The following is a 16,700-nucleotide window of genomic DNA, read 5'->3' on the forward strand; positions in this document are numbered from 1 at the left end:
TAATTTCGAAATATATGATCGATTTTCGTAGATAAAATTAAAATGGTAATTTCGTAGATAAATCCACACTTTTCGCTGATATCCAATCCAGCACCCCCTTTGAACATGAAAAAAACTGAAAAAGACGCCGTCGACAATCCAGACGGGTTCGAATTTGAAGTATCAAATGGCATTTGTGGCTGGAAAACTAGATATTTACATAAAAAATGCTCAGAGCTTTATGCCTTGAGCTTTTTTTCTATATGAGTTTACTGAACTAAAGTTTCGGTTAATTGATTTAAGGTCACCTTCTACCAAACAAATGGAATTAATCTGAAAGTCTTTTGAATATATCCCGGATAATCATTTGGAAACATCTCCGCCAACGCTTTTTCCTCTATGCGTATTCGATAACCGAATACAATGAGAAAAAAGATAAACGAAATTAAAGATCCAACCCACGTATTAAAAGCAAGACCAATACCAATAAAAGTCATCAACATGCCAGTATAGGCAGGATGTCGGACCATACGGTAAGGACCATTTTGTATGATTTTTTGTTTAGAATCCACAGAGACCGACAAGGAGAAGTGTCTGCCTAATACAACCACTGCCCAAATTCGAACAAATACACCTACAATAATTAAAAATGAGCCTAAATTCGAAAATACTTCGTTTACATAGCCAATTTTCATAGTACTACATAGTTGATTCAAGAACATACAAACAAAAATGCCTAAAACAATGAATAAAATAGACCCCTTATCTTTATTTTCCGAGACGACATTTTTTCTTTGAAGTTTAGTTTTTATTAAAATAGCAATTTCAGATAATACCCATAGATAAAATGCAACCTCTGCAAATAAACTAATTCCTACCACTAAATCCCCCCCTTAAATACCATTTATTAATTTTATAACACAATTACCCAAATAAGCCCTCTTTATAAAATTTTATTTAGCAAAGTAATCAGCATCCGCTTTAACCTGCCAATTTGAATATGCAATTCCCCTTAATTCTCCTTGAAACTCCTTCTTATGACTTTTAAAAAAAGCAGTCCAATTTCCGTTTGTAAAATTGGACTGCTAATTGGATTTTGCGCTCGAAATCCGAACCGGTTACGACATTTCGGCAGCGCCTTTTCACATCTTATAATTCCGTTTCAATCAATTTGAATTCCGTCACATCTGCCAGTCCCCTGTTTGTAATCCGGATTTCGGGAATGACTGGCAAGGCAATCAAGGAAAATGTCATAAACGGTGCATTCAATGGACAGCCCAGTTCCTTCCAGCCTGCTTCAAGCTCCTGCACTTCCTTGACGACGACGTCCAGCGGCTGGTCTGACATCAAGCCGGCGATCGGCATCGCTACTTTGCCAAGTATCTGTCCGTTATTGACAACGATCATGCCGCCGCCCATTTTCACGAGTTCGTTGGCAGCAAACGCCATATCTTCTTCGTTTGTCCCCATTACAATAAGGTTATGACTGTCATGGGCGACAGTGGATGCAACGGCACCTCTATTCAGCTGGAAGCCATGGACAAAGTTATTGGAAATCTGACCTGTTCCATTATGCCGTTCAATGCAGGCAAGGCGCACGATGTCCTGTTCCAAATCAGGCTGGATGACACCTTCCTCGACAGGAAGATCCGCTGTCATCTTTGCCGTACGTGCACTATTTTCAATCGCATGGATAACATTTACTTTGGTCACGGGCTTGTCATGTTTGCTTTTTAACAGAAAATCCTCTGACGCGAGCTGACGAGGCAGCCTGATTGAATTCTTCACTTTCTCCGGATAATCATACCGTTCAAATTCAACCTGCAATCCTCCATCTGCGTAAACGATTTGACCATCCGTGATGACGGTGGATGGGACCATTTTCTCCAAGTTGTCCATCAATAAAATGTCTGCACATTTTCCCGGCGTCAAGCTGCCCAAATCTTTCTCCATATGAAAATAGCGTGCGACGTTGATGGTCGCCATTTGAACGGCAACGATCGGATCCACGCCCTCTTCGATCGCCCTTCTGACAACATGATTCAAATGCCCTTTGTCGACCAATGTCTGCGGGTATACGTCATCGGTCACCAATGAAATATTGTCGGTGCACACATGGTCTTCCGTCACGACTTTGATGACTTCTTTAACATCGTGCCATGCCGATCCCTCCCGGATCATCAAGTGAAGTCCGGCACGCAGTTTTTCCAGCCCGTCTTCCTTCGTCACCGTTTCATGACAGGATGTCACACCGGCTGCAATATAGGCTTGGAGCATTTTTTCATCCGTGCTTGGAAAGTGCCCGGTAACCGCTTTTCCAGCAAGGATGGTTTCACTGATTTCCCCCGTCGTCTTTTCATCTCCGAAAACGACGCCTGGGAAGTTCATCACCTCGCCAAGTCCAGCGACGCGCTCATCCCAGTTCAAGCCTTCCTTGATTTCTTTGACTCCCAATGATGCCCCGGCATCTTCAAGCTCCTCTGTGGCGGGTACACACGATGGAATGGTCGTGAAGACCTTTAATGGCAAGTTCTTTCCTTCATCATGCATCATGCGCACGCCTTCCAAGCCAAATACATTCGCCATTTCATGTGGATCCATGAACACCGCAGTCGTCCCTTTTGCCAAAGCTGCTTTTGAGAATTCAGTGACGCTCAGCATCGTGCTTTCCACATGCATATGGCCGTCCAGTAAACCTGGGACCAAGTAGCGGCCATCGGCATCGATAACACGTGTCCCTTCTCCGATGGTATGCTTTGCATCCCCGACAAAAGCGATTCTTCCTTCAGAGACCGCGATATCTTTGCCATCAAGAATTTCTTTTGTAAAAACATTGATCAGCTTTCCATTTTTAACGACCAAATCGGCAGGCTTCTTCCCCAGCGCAACTTGTGCCAAATGCTCCTTTACCTCAACGAGACTTTTTCTATGATGTCTTGTCATATATATGATTCTCCCTTCTTTCTATATAAAAAAGAGATTGGACGAAACAGCTCCTGCACCTTTTAGAATCACCCCAAGCAATAGAAATATACGGCATCTCCTTGCTTGAGCGCATCCCAGGTGTCTGGCCCACTGTTCAATCCAATCTCAAAAATATGAGTCAACGAGGGAAAACGGCATTTATCTATGAAAAAAAGCCCTTTTCCCATCGTTTTCTGACGTAGTCGGATGATTTACGGTGATCCGGTAGAGACGCCTGAGCCATATTCCCAGGTATATACATTAGAAAACAAACGATATTCAAATGTTTTAAGGAACATTATATGACGAAAGGAGCGGCTGGTCAACTAGGAATTTAGACTAAGATTTGGCCAAATCCTTTGCTTTTTTCGTACAGCTTTCCATCGCGGATAATACAGCTCCCCGGAATTGTTTCTGTTCAAGGGTCGTGACCGCTTCAATCGTTGCACCGCCCGGAGAGCATACTTGATCCTTTAATTCTCCAGGGTGCATCCCTGTTTCAAGGACCATTTTCGCTGCGCCCAAAACTGCTTGGGCTGCCAAACGATAGGCCTGCTTCCTCGGGATGCCCTGCATGACCCCTCCATCTGCCAGAGCCTCAATGAACATGAACACATAAGCAGGGGACGAACCGCTGATCGCAGGTATCGCATCCATCAGATCTTCTTGGATCACCTCGGCTTTACCGAAGCTTTCGAAGAGAACTTTTACATCCTGCAATTCTTCTTTCTCCACAAACTCATTTGGACAGAGGGCACTCAATCCTTCCCCGACAAGTGATGGCGTGTTCGGCATCGTCCGGACGACCTTTGCACCTTCTCGAAGCGCTTCGTTCATCGCGTCGATCGTTATCCCGGCTGCAATGGTCACCACGATCGTATCATCGCCGACCGCATCCTTGATTTCATTGATCACCTTTTTATATTGATCTGGCTTGATGGCCAGGAACAGGATATCTGCAAACGCAGCAACAGCCTTATTGTCCTGCGAGATGTGAATATGATAGTTTTTCCTGACTTCAATCAGCGTCGCTTCTGTAAAGGCACTTGCCATGATTTGCTCAGGAGGGATCACCTCTGACCTGATCATCCCCGCGATCATCGCCTGTGCCATATTTCCACAGCCTATAAATCCAATTTTTTTCTTCATATCATGATCACTTCCCGTCTTTTCAGTTATCTTATTCTCGATTTTTTCATTCATTACTATCATTCTCAGATGGTCCATTATAACACGCGGAAAGCAAAAAAGGCTGCCCCAAAGGCACCAGGCATTTCCTCGTCCTGGCAAAGCAGAAAATCGTTTTTTCTACTATACCATGGAAGGATGCTGCCTGGCACATTCTTTGGGACAGCCTTGCGCTGCCTTTCATACAGCTTCGATCATTTTAGGATTGCTGCGGTTCTGCTTTTGCAGATTGAGCTGGTTTCCCCGCTTTCGAAGGTTTTGTAGAAAGCCTTGGGAAATTGATCAAAATTGCACCGACTCCGCACACGCCGATTAAAATCGGATAGAAGTTGTACGGCAGGATATTCATCGGTGAAACTTTGGCGAACTCTGCGGCCGCCAGCATTTGTGCACCGTATGGAATGATTCCCTGAATAAAGCAAGAGAAAATATCGAGAATACTCGCCGACTTGCGGGGATCGATTCCATATCGGTCGGAAATATTTTTCGCAAGCGGACCCGTGAAAATAATCGAAATTGTGTTATTCGCTGTGGCAAGGTTCGTCAAGCTGACAAGACCTGCAATACCGAATTCTGCTCCTTTTTTCCCGCTGATTTTGGTTGTCATCAAGTTGAGTAGATATTGAATTCCACCATTAATCCGAATGATTTCAACCAAACCGCCGATCAAGAGAGTCAAGATGATCAGTTCGGACATTTCCCCGATTCCATCAGTCATTTTTCCAAAAAGAGTGGAAAGTGTAAATGACCCGTCCGACAATCCGATGATTCCTGCAAGGGCGATTCCCCCTGCCAGAACACCCATGACATTCACTCCGAATAGTGCAGCAACCAATACACCGATGTAAGGCAAAATTTTCACGAAGCTATAGGAATGATGATCCACACTGGATTGGGAACCCTGCGTCATGAAAAATAAAATGACAATGGTCAAAATTGCTGCAGGCAGGACGATGAAAAAGTTCACTTTAAACTTGTCCTTCATCTCTGTTTTCTGCGATCTTACAGCGGCAATCGTCGTATCGGATATAATCGATAAATTATCCCCGAACATCGCTCCTCCAATGACCGCAGCCATTGACAACGCCAACGAAATATCCGTTTCATGGCTGATGCCGACACCGATCGGAGCCAAGGCCGCAATCGTACCGGTTGATGTTCCCATTGCCAACGAAATGAACGCCCCGATTACGAAGATTCCGACAATTAATAAATTTTGCGGCAAAATGTTCAAGGCAAGGTTGACAGTCGAATCAACTGCTCCCATTCCTTTCGCTGTTGCAGAAAATGCACCTGCCAGGATGAAAATGAACACCATGATCATAATATCCGGATGCCCTGCACCTTTCGCGTAGCTTTCAACCTTTTGCATGAAGCTTCGCTTACGGTTAAATGTCAAGGCGACTGCCGCGGCGATCAAGATCGCTACAAGGACAGGCAGTTTATAAAAGTCGCCGGTAATGATACCCGAGCCTACAAATAAAGCCAAGAATATGAATAATGGCAATAAAGCCCATGGATTCCCTCTTTCGTTCATCATTTCAAGCACCTCTCTCGTTGAAGTAATAAAATAGGCCCCTTCTTAACAATAAGAAGAGGCCATTCAAAATTCGACGTAATGAAAGTACCCTCCTTATCGATCAAGTTTTCGCTTGCTGGAATTGGCACAGCACTCTACATTGAGTCCGCTGCCGAGACATCACAGGGCCAGTCCCTCCGTCTCTCTTGATAAGAAGTTGCAATATGAATATATTTCACTACGATAAACGGTTTTTAATTATATGTCAAATGGTTTCTTTTTCTTGATTTGACGCGTTTTTTCAATCAAACGCTTTCAAAAGCCTTCGGGTATTTTACTCTACCTTTCAGGTTTTCCAACGAACCATTTTCGAGCTCCATTACCATGAACGCTTCCGGAGGGACCGGAAAAGGGGGCTCGATTCCTTTATTCTTTGAAATCTCAAAACCGAACCTGGGATAGAAGCCCGAATGTCCAAGGACTGCGATATGCTTGAATCCAAGTTCCCTGCATCGATTTTTTCCCTCTTTAACAAGCATCGATCCGACGCCTTGATGCTGATGCCCTGGAAGGACGGCCATCGGTGCAAGCCCCAAGGTTGGCACTGTTTCTTTTTCCGTTTCGAGAAAGATCGTGCTGAACATAATATGTCCGATCAGTTCATCCTCATCTGTCACGGCGCAAAGGGAAAGTTCGGGGATGAAATATTTTGACTCTCTGATCGCGTCGACCAATTTTCCTTCATTCTTTTGTTTGAAGGCTTCATCGTGGATCTTCCTGATTTTATCAACATCCATGACATACTCTCTTCTAATGGTGATCATTCACATCCACTCCCTTTCATGTTCCTACAAAGTGACAGACACATTTGCTGTCTCACGCCACCTTTTGTCGACAGCCCGATCAATGAATTCAGGCTTGTCGGCATACATCCGGATAACATCGCGGATTTCTTCTGGACGGTATTGATCATTGCGGTTATTGGCAAGTGATGGGTAGCCAGACCCCCGCTGCAAGTAATCGGAGCTCGCCACCGTGTACCATGCTTCTTCATCCAACGGACGATCACCTATGTACATTTCCACGATTTTTTTGCCATTATGGACAATTTTCGCTCCAGAAACATGGAGCTTCCCTGCATATTTCCCACGAAATCCTGGACCTCTGCCATCTGCCATGCAAACCTGGGCATCAAGTGATTCCTCCAAGGCCTGCTTGATGTATTTCCCCTGTATTTCAAAAGTTGTTGGATTTAAAGGGGAGGGGCAAATTTCCACTAATTTTTTATTCGAAAGGTAATCGAATGCGCCTGCATTGACAATCCCGCTGTTAATGATGCCGATATCACCCTGCAGCATATCCTTTAAGCCATCCGCAATCAAATTGGAGATCGGATTCTCCTCGATCACATCATGCCAGAGCGGTTTTTCCAACGGGTACAATGGACGGCTAAGCACTACGACAGCTCTATCTTTATTCTCTTTTAAAAGGCGGACCGTTTCTTCATCACTTGGAAGGTTATCAGTTGCAATCGTGCCTGAACGAAGCAGCTCTATCTTTTCTTCTGAAGCCTCTAGCTCCAAAAAACCAATATGCTCACCGTAGCAGCCTGCACTGTTCATGATCGTACCATTGACAATTTTCGCTTCCTTGTATAGCTGGTGATCGTGAGCAGAAATGATGATATCGATTCCGTTTATTTCCTCAGCGAGCTTCTCATCCTCCTCCGTGCCGATATGGCTTAGAAGAATGCAAATGTCATAGTTTCCTTGATTCCTTTTCAGTTCTTCTTCAGCAGCCTCCTTATAGGAGCTGATCGACACGCCGAGTCCATCGTTGAAGACCCCTAAGTCTGGCGACGAACCGGTTATCAGGATGCGAAGACCATTTTTCTCAATGATCGTGCTTCTGAACACACCATCGATTTTCGTTTGATCCTTTTTCAACAGGTTGTTGCTGATGAATGGAACGGTGCTGCGGCCTGCCATATGTTCAAGTGTGTCCACTCCGTTGAATGTTTCATTATTCCCAATTGTAATGGCATCGTAGCCGACCGATTCCAATAGTTCGATGGCTGCAATTCCTCTTGTGCCTTGAAGCTCGATGCTTTTGAAATCGGCAAAATCCCCGCCGTCAAGCACCAATGTATGCTCAGTCTTATTGGTTCGTATCCATGAAGCTGCTCTTGTGAAATTTTCGAAATGACTGTGCAAGTCATTTGTATGTATGATGGTTAATTTCATCCCTATCCCTCCTCCCTTTAAATTTTACCATTATTTTCTTTTTGTTTGGACAAGTTTTTTCTACACCAGATTAACTGGTCTTATTTTTCAAACGACTGCAGCTGATTGACCGTGACGAAATGATAGCCTTTGTTAGATAGTTCTTTTAATATGCCTTCGAGCGCTTTCAGTTCCTTCTGATCGTACATGGCGTGGAGCAATATGATCGACCCGGGTTTTACATGTTCAGAGACGTATTTCACTTTTTCTGAAGCCGATTGATTGTAAGTATCGGGTTCAAGGCTCCACATGATGGTATCCCGGTTTTGCTTTTTCAAATAATAGGGCAAGCCGACAAGTTTTTTGCCGTTCGGGGGACGAAAATCGATTTCTCCCTTATACCCGGTCTCTCGAATGAGCCTGTCGGTGCTTTCGATTTCGTTTTTTATGTATGCGGGAGATTTAAAAATCATCCGGTGGTGTGAAAAGCTATGATTGCCGATTTGATGTCCTGCATCAGCAATGTTCTTGCCTTCCTCCGGATTCTTTTTCAATTCATTGCCGATCAAGAAAAAGGTCGCTTTTGCATGGTAATTTTCCAACAACGGCAAGATGGACTCGACATTTTTGGTCGGTCCGTCGTCAAAAGTGATCGCCACCACTTTTTGTTTTGTATCCACCTCACTTGTCAATCCGCCAAACAGCTGAAATGTTCTCGCATTCATTAATTTGTACGTACCGAACGCCCACAATAAAATTATTGCAAAGATGATGCCAATCAAGATAAGCGTTTTTTTCATAAGTCACCTCAAATTCATTTTATAAGGTTCTTTTCTCAAAGATTGTTGTATTTAACAGTTTTTCTATAAAATAACTCTCATATGGAGTTGATTGGAGCGGAAGATTTGAGACCCCGCAGCGAAGCGAGGAGAGGTTGGGCAGATGTTCGATTAAGTTCGGCACATCCGTGTGCCAACATCGAACGACCTCACTTCGTGTGAGGCCCCTCAGAAAGCGAGCCTCCTTCCGCGTAAATCAAACTTGAACATCCTTTGATTAATAGTAACAAACTTTATGGAAAGAGCCTTTTAAAAAATCATGTAAGATTTTCTGACATGTTCAATGACAGGGGATCGAAACTGTTTTAAGCTATAGATAATTTCCAAAATTCTTCAGTCGCTCGAATAGAAAAAGATGGAGGTGTTTAAAGATGAAAAATCAACTACGGGCCGGTGTGGAAAAGATGAGGCACTATTACATTCAAAGACTATTAGGGACGGGAACTTTTACAACAAAGGATCAAATCTTGTATTCTTTTACATTAAGCGAACTGAAAAGCCTTGCAGCAAAGGTCAACAAGCCATGATCAGCTTAAAAGGACAGAATATATGTTAGATTTTCTAACATAACCTTTGAATTAACAAAAGATTAATAGGATAATGAACATATATCAAAAGAAAAAGGGATAAAACTAGGGGATCAGGACGGAAATAAGGAGGGGGAGGGTTGTCCGCTTATAAAGATAAAAAAGTCATTACTATCGGTATCGTCAGTGAATTGACCGGACTTTCTGAGCGGAAGATCCGCTATTACGAGGAGCGTGGATTGATATTCCCCGATCGTTCGAAACGCGGGACGAGAAAGTATTCTTTCTACGATGTCGAGCAATTATTGAAAATCGCCGACAAACGTGAGGAAGGCGTCCAAACCAATGAAATCAAACAGGAGCTGCTCAATGAACAAACGAAAAAAGACATCCGCGACCGGATGATCCGCGGCCAACTGAATGCCCATTTTAAGCTGCCAAAGTGAAAACCCGTTTCTATGCAAAGAAACGGGTTTTTACATTTTCAAATTATTTATTTTGAGCTAACGGCACCATTATTCTTTCCAAAAGCTGCTTAGAGCTTTCCTTCGGTGATGCAGCTTGGCTGATGGCTGATATAAGGGAAATCCCATCCGCCCCGCTTTGGATGACAAACGAAGCATTTTCTGCTGTGATGCCGCCGATGCCCACGATTGGAATGTCGATCTTTTCCTTCCTGACCGCCCGGATGAGCGTATCACCCTGGGGCTTTTTAGCATCCGGCTTGGTGCCCGTTGGAAAAATGGGTCCGATGCCAAGATAGTCCGCACCGTCCTCGATCGCTTCCTCGACTTCTTTCAACGTATGGGCGGATACTCCAAGGATTTTGTCCCCAATCCGCTCGCGCACCGCTGCCACATCCTCATCGTCCTGTCCAACGTGGACACCATCTGCATCAATGGCTATGGCCAAATCAATGTCATCGTTCACGATGAAAGGAATTCCATGATTTCGGCAAAGCTGCATCAGGCTGCGGGCGAGTTCTTCCTTTTCTCCGCCAGTTTTTGCGCCTTCACCTTTTTCCCTGAATTGAAATAAGGTGATGCCGCCTTGAATCGCTTCCTCCAATACAAATCGGGGATCCTTATCGGTATTTTGACTGCCCATAATGAAATATAATTTTAGCAGGTCTCTCAGTTGATGACTGGGAATTCTCATTTCAAGCATCTCCTATTGCTTATTGTTCTCCTGGTATGCCCAGTGATTTGTCGGTCCATGTCCACTACCGATTTCCAAGGAATTTTGGATGGCAGCCTGGATGAAAAGCTTGGCCGTTTCAACAGCATCTTCTACACTCTTCCCTTTTGCAAGCTCAGCTGTAAGGGCCGCCGAGAATGTACATCCAGTACCATGTGTATTTTTTGTCGGTATTCTTTCACTTCTCAGCTCTTTAAGTTCGCTTCCGTCATAAAAGAAATCAATCGCTTCTTTCGGATTTTCATCATGCCCCCCCTTGAGGATGACATACTTTGGACCAAGCTCTGTCAATTTCTCGACAGCTCTTCTCTTGTCATCAGCTGTAATGATATTCAAGCCAGTTAATACTTCCGCTTCTGGAATGTTCGGGGTGATCACTGTAGCAACCGGCAGCAAATGTGTCTTCAAAGCATCGATTGCTTCCTCCAACAAGAGTGAAGCACCACCTTTGGCTATCATGACAGGATCGACAACGATATTTTTCCATTGAAAAGAATGAATCCGTTCAGCCACAGCTTCAATAATGTCCGAACTGAAGAGCATGCCGGTCTTCAACGCCTGCGGACGAAGGTCCTCTTCAATCGCATTCAATTGCTGGATGACCCCTTCTTTGGGAACTGGATATACCCCTTGAACACCAAGGGTATTTTGAGCGGTCACTGCTGTGAGCGCTGACATGCCATAAACCTTCAATTCTTGAAAGGTTTTAAGGTCGGCTTGGATTCCTGCACCGCCGCCGCTGTCCGATCCTGCAATCGTTAGTGCCATTGCTTGTTTCATGAGTACTCACTCCTTCATTGCTGCAGTTTCATGCGAATAGTCCGCCATTTGCTCGATTTCATTCGCGGTAATTTTGGAAAGCTGGTTTAGAAATTCAATTTGAAACGTCCCGGTCCCATGGGCTTCCGCTAATGCCGCTGCTTGTTCTGCAGCAGCCCCGTAAGTGACAAGGGCAGAAAGAGCTGCTTCGGCATGATCTTCATGGATGGCGCAGAATGCTCCGATGACAGATGTCAATAGACATCCGGTTCCGGTTACACTGGTCAAAAGCGGGTGGCCATTATTGACAAGGTAAGTTTGATCGCCATCGGAAACGACGTCTGTTTTTCCCGTGATGACGACGGTACAATGCAGCTGTTGGGCCGCCTTTTTCGCCATTTGAATGACATCCCCGCTGCCTTCACCTGCGTCGACTCCCTTGATGGACCATTCTTCGCCGATCACGTTGGCAACTTCCGCGGCATTTCCGCGTAATACGTTTACGTTGATTTCGCTCAAAATTCGCTTCGCCTGTTCTGTCCGGAACGTTGTCGCACCTGCTCCAACAGGATCAAGCAGGACTGGCACGCCATTTTCATTTGCAGATTTCCCTGCAATGATCATCGAATCTATCAGGTCCTTTTCAAGTGTCCCGATGTTCAACACAAGCGCCCCAGCAATTGCCGCCATATCGGCCACTTCTTCTTTGGCAAAAGCCATGACCGGGGAAGCGCCGATCGCCAACAGCCCATTCGCAGTAAAATTCGTTACGACCACATTCGTCATGTTATGGACAAGCGGCTTCTTTTCTCTTAATTTCACTAATTTTCCACTGATATTCAATTTATTTCCCTCTCCTTCTGCAAAATAAAAATAAAAAACGGCTCCATTGTGGGGAACCGCCGCGGGAAAGTGATCTGCTAACGCAAAAAAACACTTTGCGCGCAAGCAAAGTGTATCTCTCATTCATAACTTTCCTACGCTGGCATTACCCAACAGGTTCAACGGTCTATGGCGGTCCAGCCATACTCTCAGCCCTTTCCCACGGGCTCCCGGAAACATATTCAACTATACTTAGAGTCTACTACGAAACCCCTTATCCTGCAACCAGGGTGACAGGCACCATCCATTTTTTTACATTTTATAAATTGAGTCAAAAGGATGATTTTAAGTTGTCATGGGTTATGATAATTTATTAATTGATAATGATTATCAATTTCATTAATGTTTTTTCAGGAGGTAAATTTCCATGATAATTAAGTACATACGTGAAGGCATGGTTCCTTCCTTTATTTTGGCCATTATCCGTCTTTATTTAGGATATACATGGTTAACGGCTGGTCTCGAAAAAATCTTAGGCGGCGAATTTGACGCGTCAGGCTTTTTACAGCAAGCCCTTAGCAAAACCAGCGGCAGTCATCCTGCTGTTCAGCCTTGGTGGGGATTCTTCCTTGAGCATTTGATTCTACCAAATGCTGATGTATTCACCATCCTTGTTATGTGGGGGGAGCTTTTGGTGGGAATCGGCCTTCTTATGGGGTGCTTTACGAAAACAAGTGCTTTCTTTGCCCTGCTCATGAATATTTCTTATCTATTCAGTGGTTCAACGAGTACGAACCCACAGCTTGTCCTGCTAACTTTTTTTATCATCATTTCAGGTATGAATGCAGGAAAATGGGGTTTGGATGGAATACTTTCAAAGAATATGAACAGAAATGCATCGCAAGAAAGTAGTGAAATCGCCTTGCAGAAATCATTATAATGAAAACTCCACCCATTCACCAAATTGAATGGGTGGGGAGACTCTGGAATCTATCATCGTACCCCCCTAACGACTCTTCTCTCCTTTCTACCAAAGTTGAAAATGATAGAAATAGTAGAGCTTGCTTGTTGTCGAATAATATTATTCGACACATCGCCCCCTGCACGTTTGTCCATTTCACTTCTATTTACTTTCATAAAATACTAGGAATCCACTTTGAAGGGAGGAATACCGTATGGCAATACAATTAATGAAGCTGTAAGTGAAGGCTGCTTCTGCCATCGGTACCACCCCGACAGTCACGAAATTTTTCTATATAATGACTGCCGAGACTGCTGGGGTCAACTTTATATTGATAGGTTTCAGCTTGCATGATAGCTGGTGGAGTAGGTTTTATCATGATTTTTGCCTGGATCGACGTGTTCATACTCATCCAATCATGTACCTTCTTTGTCGTAATGTCGTAATGACTTGAAACTTATTTTTCATTTTTTCCGTAAGAACTCTAGTTTTGATGGCGGTGGCTGTCCTGTATTCTATTGATTTTGGAAGTCTTTTTCACCTTTTCGACTATGATCTTCACTATATATCCAATAACAAAGTAGATGGGAAATGAGTAAAAGGAGCTCCAATGAAAAGTTTTGTAAATACCGAGCCAATGGAAAACCGGCTCCCCAATGAAAGCAGCACTGGCAGCCACTAGCAGATTGGCTATGAAAAAAGCTCTTCCCTTTGGAAAGTATTGATACATCAGCATATAAATGACTGGAATAATCGCATAGTCAAATAAATATGCCTTTGGCAGCAGCGGTATAAGCTGTTTCGGGTATCCCCAAAGACCCAGGTCGTAGCCGATACTATCGAGGTTTGATGAAATGATTATCCACAGCAGCCCTACCAACAAAAGAAAATGGAGCTTTTCTTTATGGACGAGCTTGATAAAAACCACCCAAGATCCCAAAAACAATATGACAAGCAGCCACCATTCCCAGCTTAAAAATGTATCTTCATACCATTGATGCATCTCTTTATAGGTCTGGATAATGCGATGCTGTACCAATTGATCATACTTACTGTTCAACTCTATTCCCCCAATAACGGAAATTCATCAGTTCAATCCCCACTATCTACTATCCTTAACGAATTGCAGCGAATTCAAACAAAAAATGGATGGTGACAGGCACCATCCATTTTATTCCAAATTAATTATATCAATGCTTTCATGATTCTTCCCATGTTCTTGATTGCGTATTCGTAGCCTCTTTCAAAGCATTCGTTGACTTTGGATATTTCTAAAGAGCCAATATCGAATATTTCTGGATTCAAGTAAACGCCATGACTATAGTCATGGTCATCGATGATGCTTTCAACCATGATGTAAATGCTTTGAGAAAGAATTTCCTGAATACCGCCCACTTTACGGGTTTTCCCTGAATACCCCAGGTCGATGGCAATTACCCTTTCTGCTCCGAGCGAATAGGCGATGTCACTCGGAAGGTTGTTCGTTATCCCGCCATCGACATATTCATAATCCTCATATGTATAGGGCAAATAGACACCTGGCAGCGAGCAGGATGCACGGACAATATCACTTAGATCCTTTTCAGCGAGTGGGTGCCATTGAAAGTGATCATCGTTGATTTTGTCTGGATACATAACCGATGAATTCGAAAAGACCGACTGTTCCCCATTCACAATCGCCGTTGCAACGATTGCCAGTGTATCCTCACAGTTACAAAAGCTCTTTCCATCAAAAACATCGTCCAAAATTTTATGCAGCCGATTCCCTTTGGCAATCCCTTTTATCTTATCGCTTGTAAAGATCCCTTTTATGATGTGCCAATAGGCGATATCAATGACACTCTTAACTTTTTTGAATTTATCCAAAGCCTTTCCCGGACTATATCCCAGAGCCAGCAAGGTGGCCGCAATCGCCCCTGAGCTTGTACCAGTGTAAATGGAAGGTTTAATATTGTTTTCATATAAAGCCTGTGCAATCCCTAGATGCGCGGCGCCCCTGATGCCGCCCCCTGAAAAGGCAATCCCTATTTTCATATCCCCGCCTCCCAGTAAAGAATATTATCTGATAGCCTGTATTATAACCTTTGTTCAGTTAAAGCGTCATATATTTTACAGATTCTTTAAACGAGAATAATATAAAGTCTAAATTACCTTTGTCTCCCCATAAACTAACAATAACTTCTTCTTCGGAAAGGTGGTCATTCATTTGAAAATTGTCCGTGTATTCATTGCCGCACCATTTTTCTCCGATGAACAGATTGATCGAGTACATAGGCTGGAGACCGCACTTGCCAAAAATCCGTATGTCATCGATATTTATTCCGCTCGATTCCACCAAAATGAGCAGCTTCCTTTTGGCTCGCATATTTGGAGGAAAACAACATTTGAGCAGGACTTAAAATTCCTTCGCAGGGCTGACGTTGTTGTAACAATCCGGGATTTCACCGGGGACTGCATGGACAGCGGCACTGCATTCGAAGTCGGCTATGCCTATGCCATGCAAAAACCGATCATCCTGATTGAAGAAAAGGATTTCCCTCCCAACTTAATGCTCGTAGAAAGCTTGCACGCCTTCTTCAAGCACGTCGAAGACATGGCCACATACAACTTCCACCAAATGCCCGCCATCCCCTATGAAGGACCGATGGTTTGATGGGATTTTCTGGATGGTGCCTGTCACCCTCCGTTGACGGAGGGTGACAGCACCATCCAGATATTGGATACCACTTAAAATATTATTCTTGACCAGAGCGTACATTCCCTCTATAATTATTAAATGTGTCCCAGTAGCTCAGCAGGATAGAGCGACAGCCTCCTAAGCTGTAGGTCGTGAGTTCGAATCTCGCCTGGGACGTTTTTTATAATCATTTTTCACAATATCATTTTTTTCATATCCTACAAGATTAAATCGACCACGCTTATGATAGCGTGTATTTTTTTACTCTCATTGCCGCTTGGCTTTGTTATTCGAATAGGAGTGTGAACCATGGCGCAAAACGAAAAGATCGGAATTGTCCTTGATGTCGAAACCACCGGCTTGAGCCCGCATACAAATGAAATCATCGAATTGTTTATGATCAAGTTTTCCTTTGACCAAAAAACAGGCCGATTCATCGAGACGCTTGATGAATATTCCACGTTCAATGAGCCGTCTTCTTCCATCTCTTCACAGATTACGAGATTGACCGGCATCACGAATGAAATGGTGAAAGGCGCATCCCTGGATCTGGGGGAAATCTTAGATTTCTGTTCAGATGTTGAATACTTCTTCGCTCACAACGCTTCATTCGATAGAAGCTTTATCATCAAGGTCATGCCTGAATTGGTCCATCGAAAATGGCATTGCTCCATGCGCCACGTAAAATGGAAAAACCATGGATTCCCGAACATGAAGCTTGGAACCCTGCTCGACGGCCACGGCATTTTAAACGATCAAGCCCATCGAGCCAATAGCGACACCCGTTCCACACTGGAACTCATGCTCAAAACCAATTCAGCAGGACATACATACTTGAAAGAAATGACCAGCAGGAAGCCGATGGCTCTGCCAGCTTCCATGAAAACCGGACCTTCTGGTCAAACGAGCAAATATTCCTACCGCCGTGCCCGGAAAATGGCCGAGCAGGAGATGGCTGCCTCCCGTGAAAAAAAAGCGCCATTCCGCTATCAAACAAAAAAGAATGTTGATTCATAAACATTTCCTTCCCGGCCCATTTCGTTTGG

Annotated in this window: 17 protein-coding genes, 1 tRNA gene and 2 riboswitches; of the genes, 6 read left to right on the forward strand and 12 right to left on the reverse strand. The window is 44.0% G+C overall.

Annotated elements, in window-relative coordinates; all coding sequences use genetic code 11:
• Positions 1 to 290: 290 nt before the first annotated feature.
• The 7 genes from D9X91_RS04870 to D9X91_RS04900 all read right to left on the reverse strand — a co-directional run bounded on the left by D9X91_RS04870 (position 291) and on the right by D9X91_RS04900 (position 8,672).
• Positions 291 to 860: a methyltransferase family protein gene (locus D9X91_RS04870; protein ID WP_121679437.1), complete on the reverse strand. Its 570-nt coding sequence runs from the start codon at positions 858 to 860 to the stop codon at positions 291 to 293.
• Between the two features lie 268 nt (positions 861 to 1,128).
• Complete coding sequence (ade, locus tag D9X91_RS04875; RefSeq protein ID WP_121679438.1) at positions 1,129 to 2,922, reverse strand: adenine deaminase; 1,794 nt, start codon at positions 2,920 to 2,922, stop codon at positions 1,129 to 1,131.
• Positions 2,923 to 3,123: 201 nt separating this feature from the next.
• A riboswitch (purine riboswitch) is annotated at positions 3,124 to 3,225 on the reverse strand.
• Between the two features lie 57 nt (positions 3,226 to 3,282).
• Complete coding sequence (gene proC, locus D9X91_RS04880) at positions 3,283 to 4,092, reverse strand: pyrroline-5-carboxylate reductase (RefSeq protein WP_121679495.1); 810 nt, start codon at positions 4,090 to 4,092, stop codon at positions 3,283 to 3,285.
• A 238-nt stretch (positions 4,093 to 4,330) separates the two neighbouring features.
• Positions 4,331 to 5,671: a Na+/H+ antiporter NhaC family protein gene (locus D9X91_RS04885; RefSeq protein ID WP_121679439.1), complete on the reverse strand. Its 1,341-nt coding sequence runs from the start codon at positions 5,669 to 5,671 to the stop codon at positions 4,331 to 4,333.
• 90 nt (positions 5,672 to 5,761) lie between these two features.
• Positions 5,762 to 5,866, reverse strand: a riboswitch (SAM riboswitch).
• 89 nt (positions 5,867 to 5,955) lie between these two features.
• Complete coding sequence (locus D9X91_RS04890) at positions 5,956 to 6,474, reverse strand: GNAT family N-acetyltransferase (protein ID WP_199738073.1); 519 nt, start codon at positions 6,472 to 6,474, stop codon at positions 5,956 to 5,958.
• 24 nt (positions 6,475 to 6,498) lie between these two features.
• Entirely contained in the window at positions 6,499 to 7,893 is a 1,395-nt protein-coding gene (locus tag D9X91_RS04895; RefSeq protein ID WP_121679440.1) for a bifunctional metallophosphatase/5'-nucleotidase, read from the reverse strand.
• A gap of 80 nt (positions 7,894 to 7,973) precedes the next feature.
• Positions 7,974 to 8,672, reverse strand: a complete 699-nt coding sequence (locus D9X91_RS04900; protein ID WP_121679441.1) for a polysaccharide deacetylase family protein — start codon at positions 8,670 to 8,672, stop codon at positions 7,974 to 7,976.
• Positions 8,673 to 9,082: 410 nt separating this feature from the next.
• On the opposite strand from D9X91_RS04900, the gene fbpA reads away from it, so the two are divergent.
• Together fbpA and D9X91_RS04910 are read left to right on the forward strand one after the other, a co-directional pair.
• Positions 9,083 to 9,238, forward strand: a complete 156-nt coding sequence (fbpA, locus tag D9X91_RS04905; RefSeq protein ID WP_121679442.1) for a Fur-regulated basic protein FbpA — start codon at positions 9,083 to 9,085, stop codon at positions 9,236 to 9,238.
• 140 nt (positions 9,239 to 9,378) lie between these two features.
• Positions 9,379 to 9,684 (forward strand): MerR family transcriptional regulator, encoded by a 306-nt coding sequence (locus D9X91_RS04910; protein WP_121679443.1) that lies wholly within the window; start codon positions 9,379 to 9,381, stop codon positions 9,682 to 9,684.
• A gap of 43 nt (positions 9,685 to 9,727) precedes the next feature.
• Here D9X91_RS04910 and thiE read toward each other — a convergent pair whose 3' ends face one another.
• Genes thiE through thiM form a run of 3 tightly spaced genes read right to left on the reverse strand, consistent with a single transcriptional unit; the run spans position 9,728 to position 12,037 of the window.
• On the reverse strand, positions 9,728 to 10,396 hold the full coding sequence (gene thiE / locus D9X91_RS04915) for a thiamine phosphate synthase (RefSeq protein WP_233569631.1): 669 nt from the start codon (positions 10,394 to 10,396) through the stop codon (positions 9,728 to 9,730).
• A 12-nt stretch (positions 10,397 to 10,408) separates the two neighbouring features.
• On the reverse strand, positions 10,409 to 11,215 hold the full coding sequence (gene thiD, locus D9X91_RS04920) for a bifunctional hydroxymethylpyrimidine kinase/phosphomethylpyrimidine kinase (protein ID WP_121679445.1): 807 nt from the start codon (positions 11,213 to 11,215) through the stop codon (positions 10,409 to 10,411).
• A 6-nt stretch (positions 11,216 to 11,221) separates the two neighbouring features.
• Positions 11,222 to 12,037, reverse strand: coding sequence for a hydroxyethylthiazole kinase (thiM, locus tag D9X91_RS04925; protein WP_267900799.1), 816 nt, complete (start codon positions 12,035 to 12,037; stop codon positions 11,222 to 11,224).
• A 406-nt stretch (positions 12,038 to 12,443) separates the two neighbouring features.
• Between thiM and D9X91_RS04930 the strand changes: the two genes are divergently transcribed.
• A complete protein-coding gene (locus tag D9X91_RS04930; RefSeq protein ID WP_121679447.1) occupies positions 12,444 to 12,956 on the forward strand; it encodes a DoxX family protein in 513 nt (170 codons plus the stop codon).
• Between the two features lie 505 nt (positions 12,957 to 13,461).
• Here the strand turns inward: D9X91_RS04930 and D9X91_RS04935 are convergent.
• Positions 13,462 to 14,037, reverse strand: coding sequence for a CBO0543 family protein (locus D9X91_RS04935; protein ID WP_121679448.1), 576 nt, complete (start codon positions 14,035 to 14,037; stop codon positions 13,462 to 13,464).
• A gap of 125 nt (positions 14,038 to 14,162) precedes the next feature.
• Entirely contained in the window at positions 14,163 to 15,011 is an 849-nt protein-coding gene (locus D9X91_RS04940) for a patatin-like phospholipase family protein (protein ID WP_121679449.1), read from the reverse strand.
• Between the two features lie 172 nt (positions 15,012 to 15,183).
• Between D9X91_RS04940 and D9X91_RS04945 the strand changes: the two genes are divergently transcribed.
• The 3 genes from D9X91_RS04945 (at position 15,184) to D9X91_RS04955 (ending at position 16,671) form a co-directional block, all read left to right on the forward strand.
• Positions 15,184 to 15,630 (forward strand): nucleoside 2-deoxyribosyltransferase, encoded by a 447-nt coding sequence (locus D9X91_RS04945; protein WP_233569638.1) that lies wholly within the window; start codon positions 15,184 to 15,186, stop codon positions 15,628 to 15,630.
• Positions 15,631 to 15,757: 127 nt separating this feature from the next.
• Positions 15,758 to 15,831, forward strand: a tRNA-Arg gene (locus D9X91_RS04950).
• Between the two features lie 132 nt (positions 15,832 to 15,963).
• On the forward strand, positions 15,964 to 16,671 hold the full coding sequence (locus D9X91_RS04955; RefSeq protein WP_121679450.1) for an exonuclease domain-containing protein: 708 nt from the start codon (positions 15,964 to 15,966) through the stop codon (positions 16,669 to 16,671).
• Positions 16,672 to 16,700 lie beyond the last annotated feature (29 nt).

This window comes from Falsibacillus albus (assembly GCF_003668575.1).
Taxonomy (GTDB): Bacteria; Bacillota; Bacilli; order Bacillales; family DSM-25281; genus Falsibacillus; species Falsibacillus albus.

Bases quoted from the DNA above. Each gene is read 5' to 3' on its own strand.
- ade (WP_121679438.1), bottom strand. From the start codon at position 2,922: ATGACAAGACATCATAGAAAAAGTCTCGTTGAGGTAAAGGAGCATTTG.
- proC (WP_121679495.1), bottom strand. From the start codon at position 4,092: ATGAAGAAAAAAATTGGATTTATAGGCTGTGGAAATATGGCACAGGCG.
- D9X91_RS04885 (WP_121679439.1), bottom strand. From the start codon at position 5,671: ATGATGAACGAAAGAGGGAATCCATGGGCTTTATTGCCATTATTCATA.
- D9X91_RS04890 (WP_199738073.1), bottom strand. From the start codon at position 6,474: ATGATCACCATTAGAAGAGAGTATGTCATGGATGTTGATAAAATCAGG.
- D9X91_RS04895 (WP_121679440.1), bottom strand. From the start codon at position 7,893: ATGAAATTAACCATCATACATACAAATGACTTGCACAGTCATTTCGAA.
- D9X91_RS04900 (WP_121679441.1), bottom strand. From the start codon at position 8,672: ATGAAAAAAACGCTTATCTTGATTGGCATCATCTTTGCAATAATTTTA.
- fbpA (WP_121679442.1), top strand. From the start codon at position 9,083: ATGAAAAATCAACTACGGGCCGGTGTGGAAAAGATGAGGCACTATTAC.
- thiE (WP_233569631.1), bottom strand. From the start codon at position 10,396: ATGAGAATTCCCAGTCATCAACTGAGAGACCTGCTAAAATTATATTTC.
- thiD (WP_121679445.1), bottom strand. From the start codon at position 11,215: ATGAAACAAGCAATGGCACTAACGATTGCAGGATCGGACAGCGGCGGC.
- D9X91_RS04930 (WP_121679447.1), top strand. From the start codon at position 12,444: ATGATAATTAAGTACATACGTGAAGGCATGGTTCCTTCCTTTATTTTG.
- D9X91_RS04940 (WP_121679449.1), bottom strand. From the start codon at position 15,011: ATGAAAATAGGGATTGCCTTTTCAGGGGGCGGCATCAGGGGCGCCGCG.
- D9X91_RS04955 (WP_121679450.1), top strand. From the start codon at position 15,964: ATGGCGCAAAACGAAAAGATCGGAATTGTCCTTGATGTCGAAACCACC.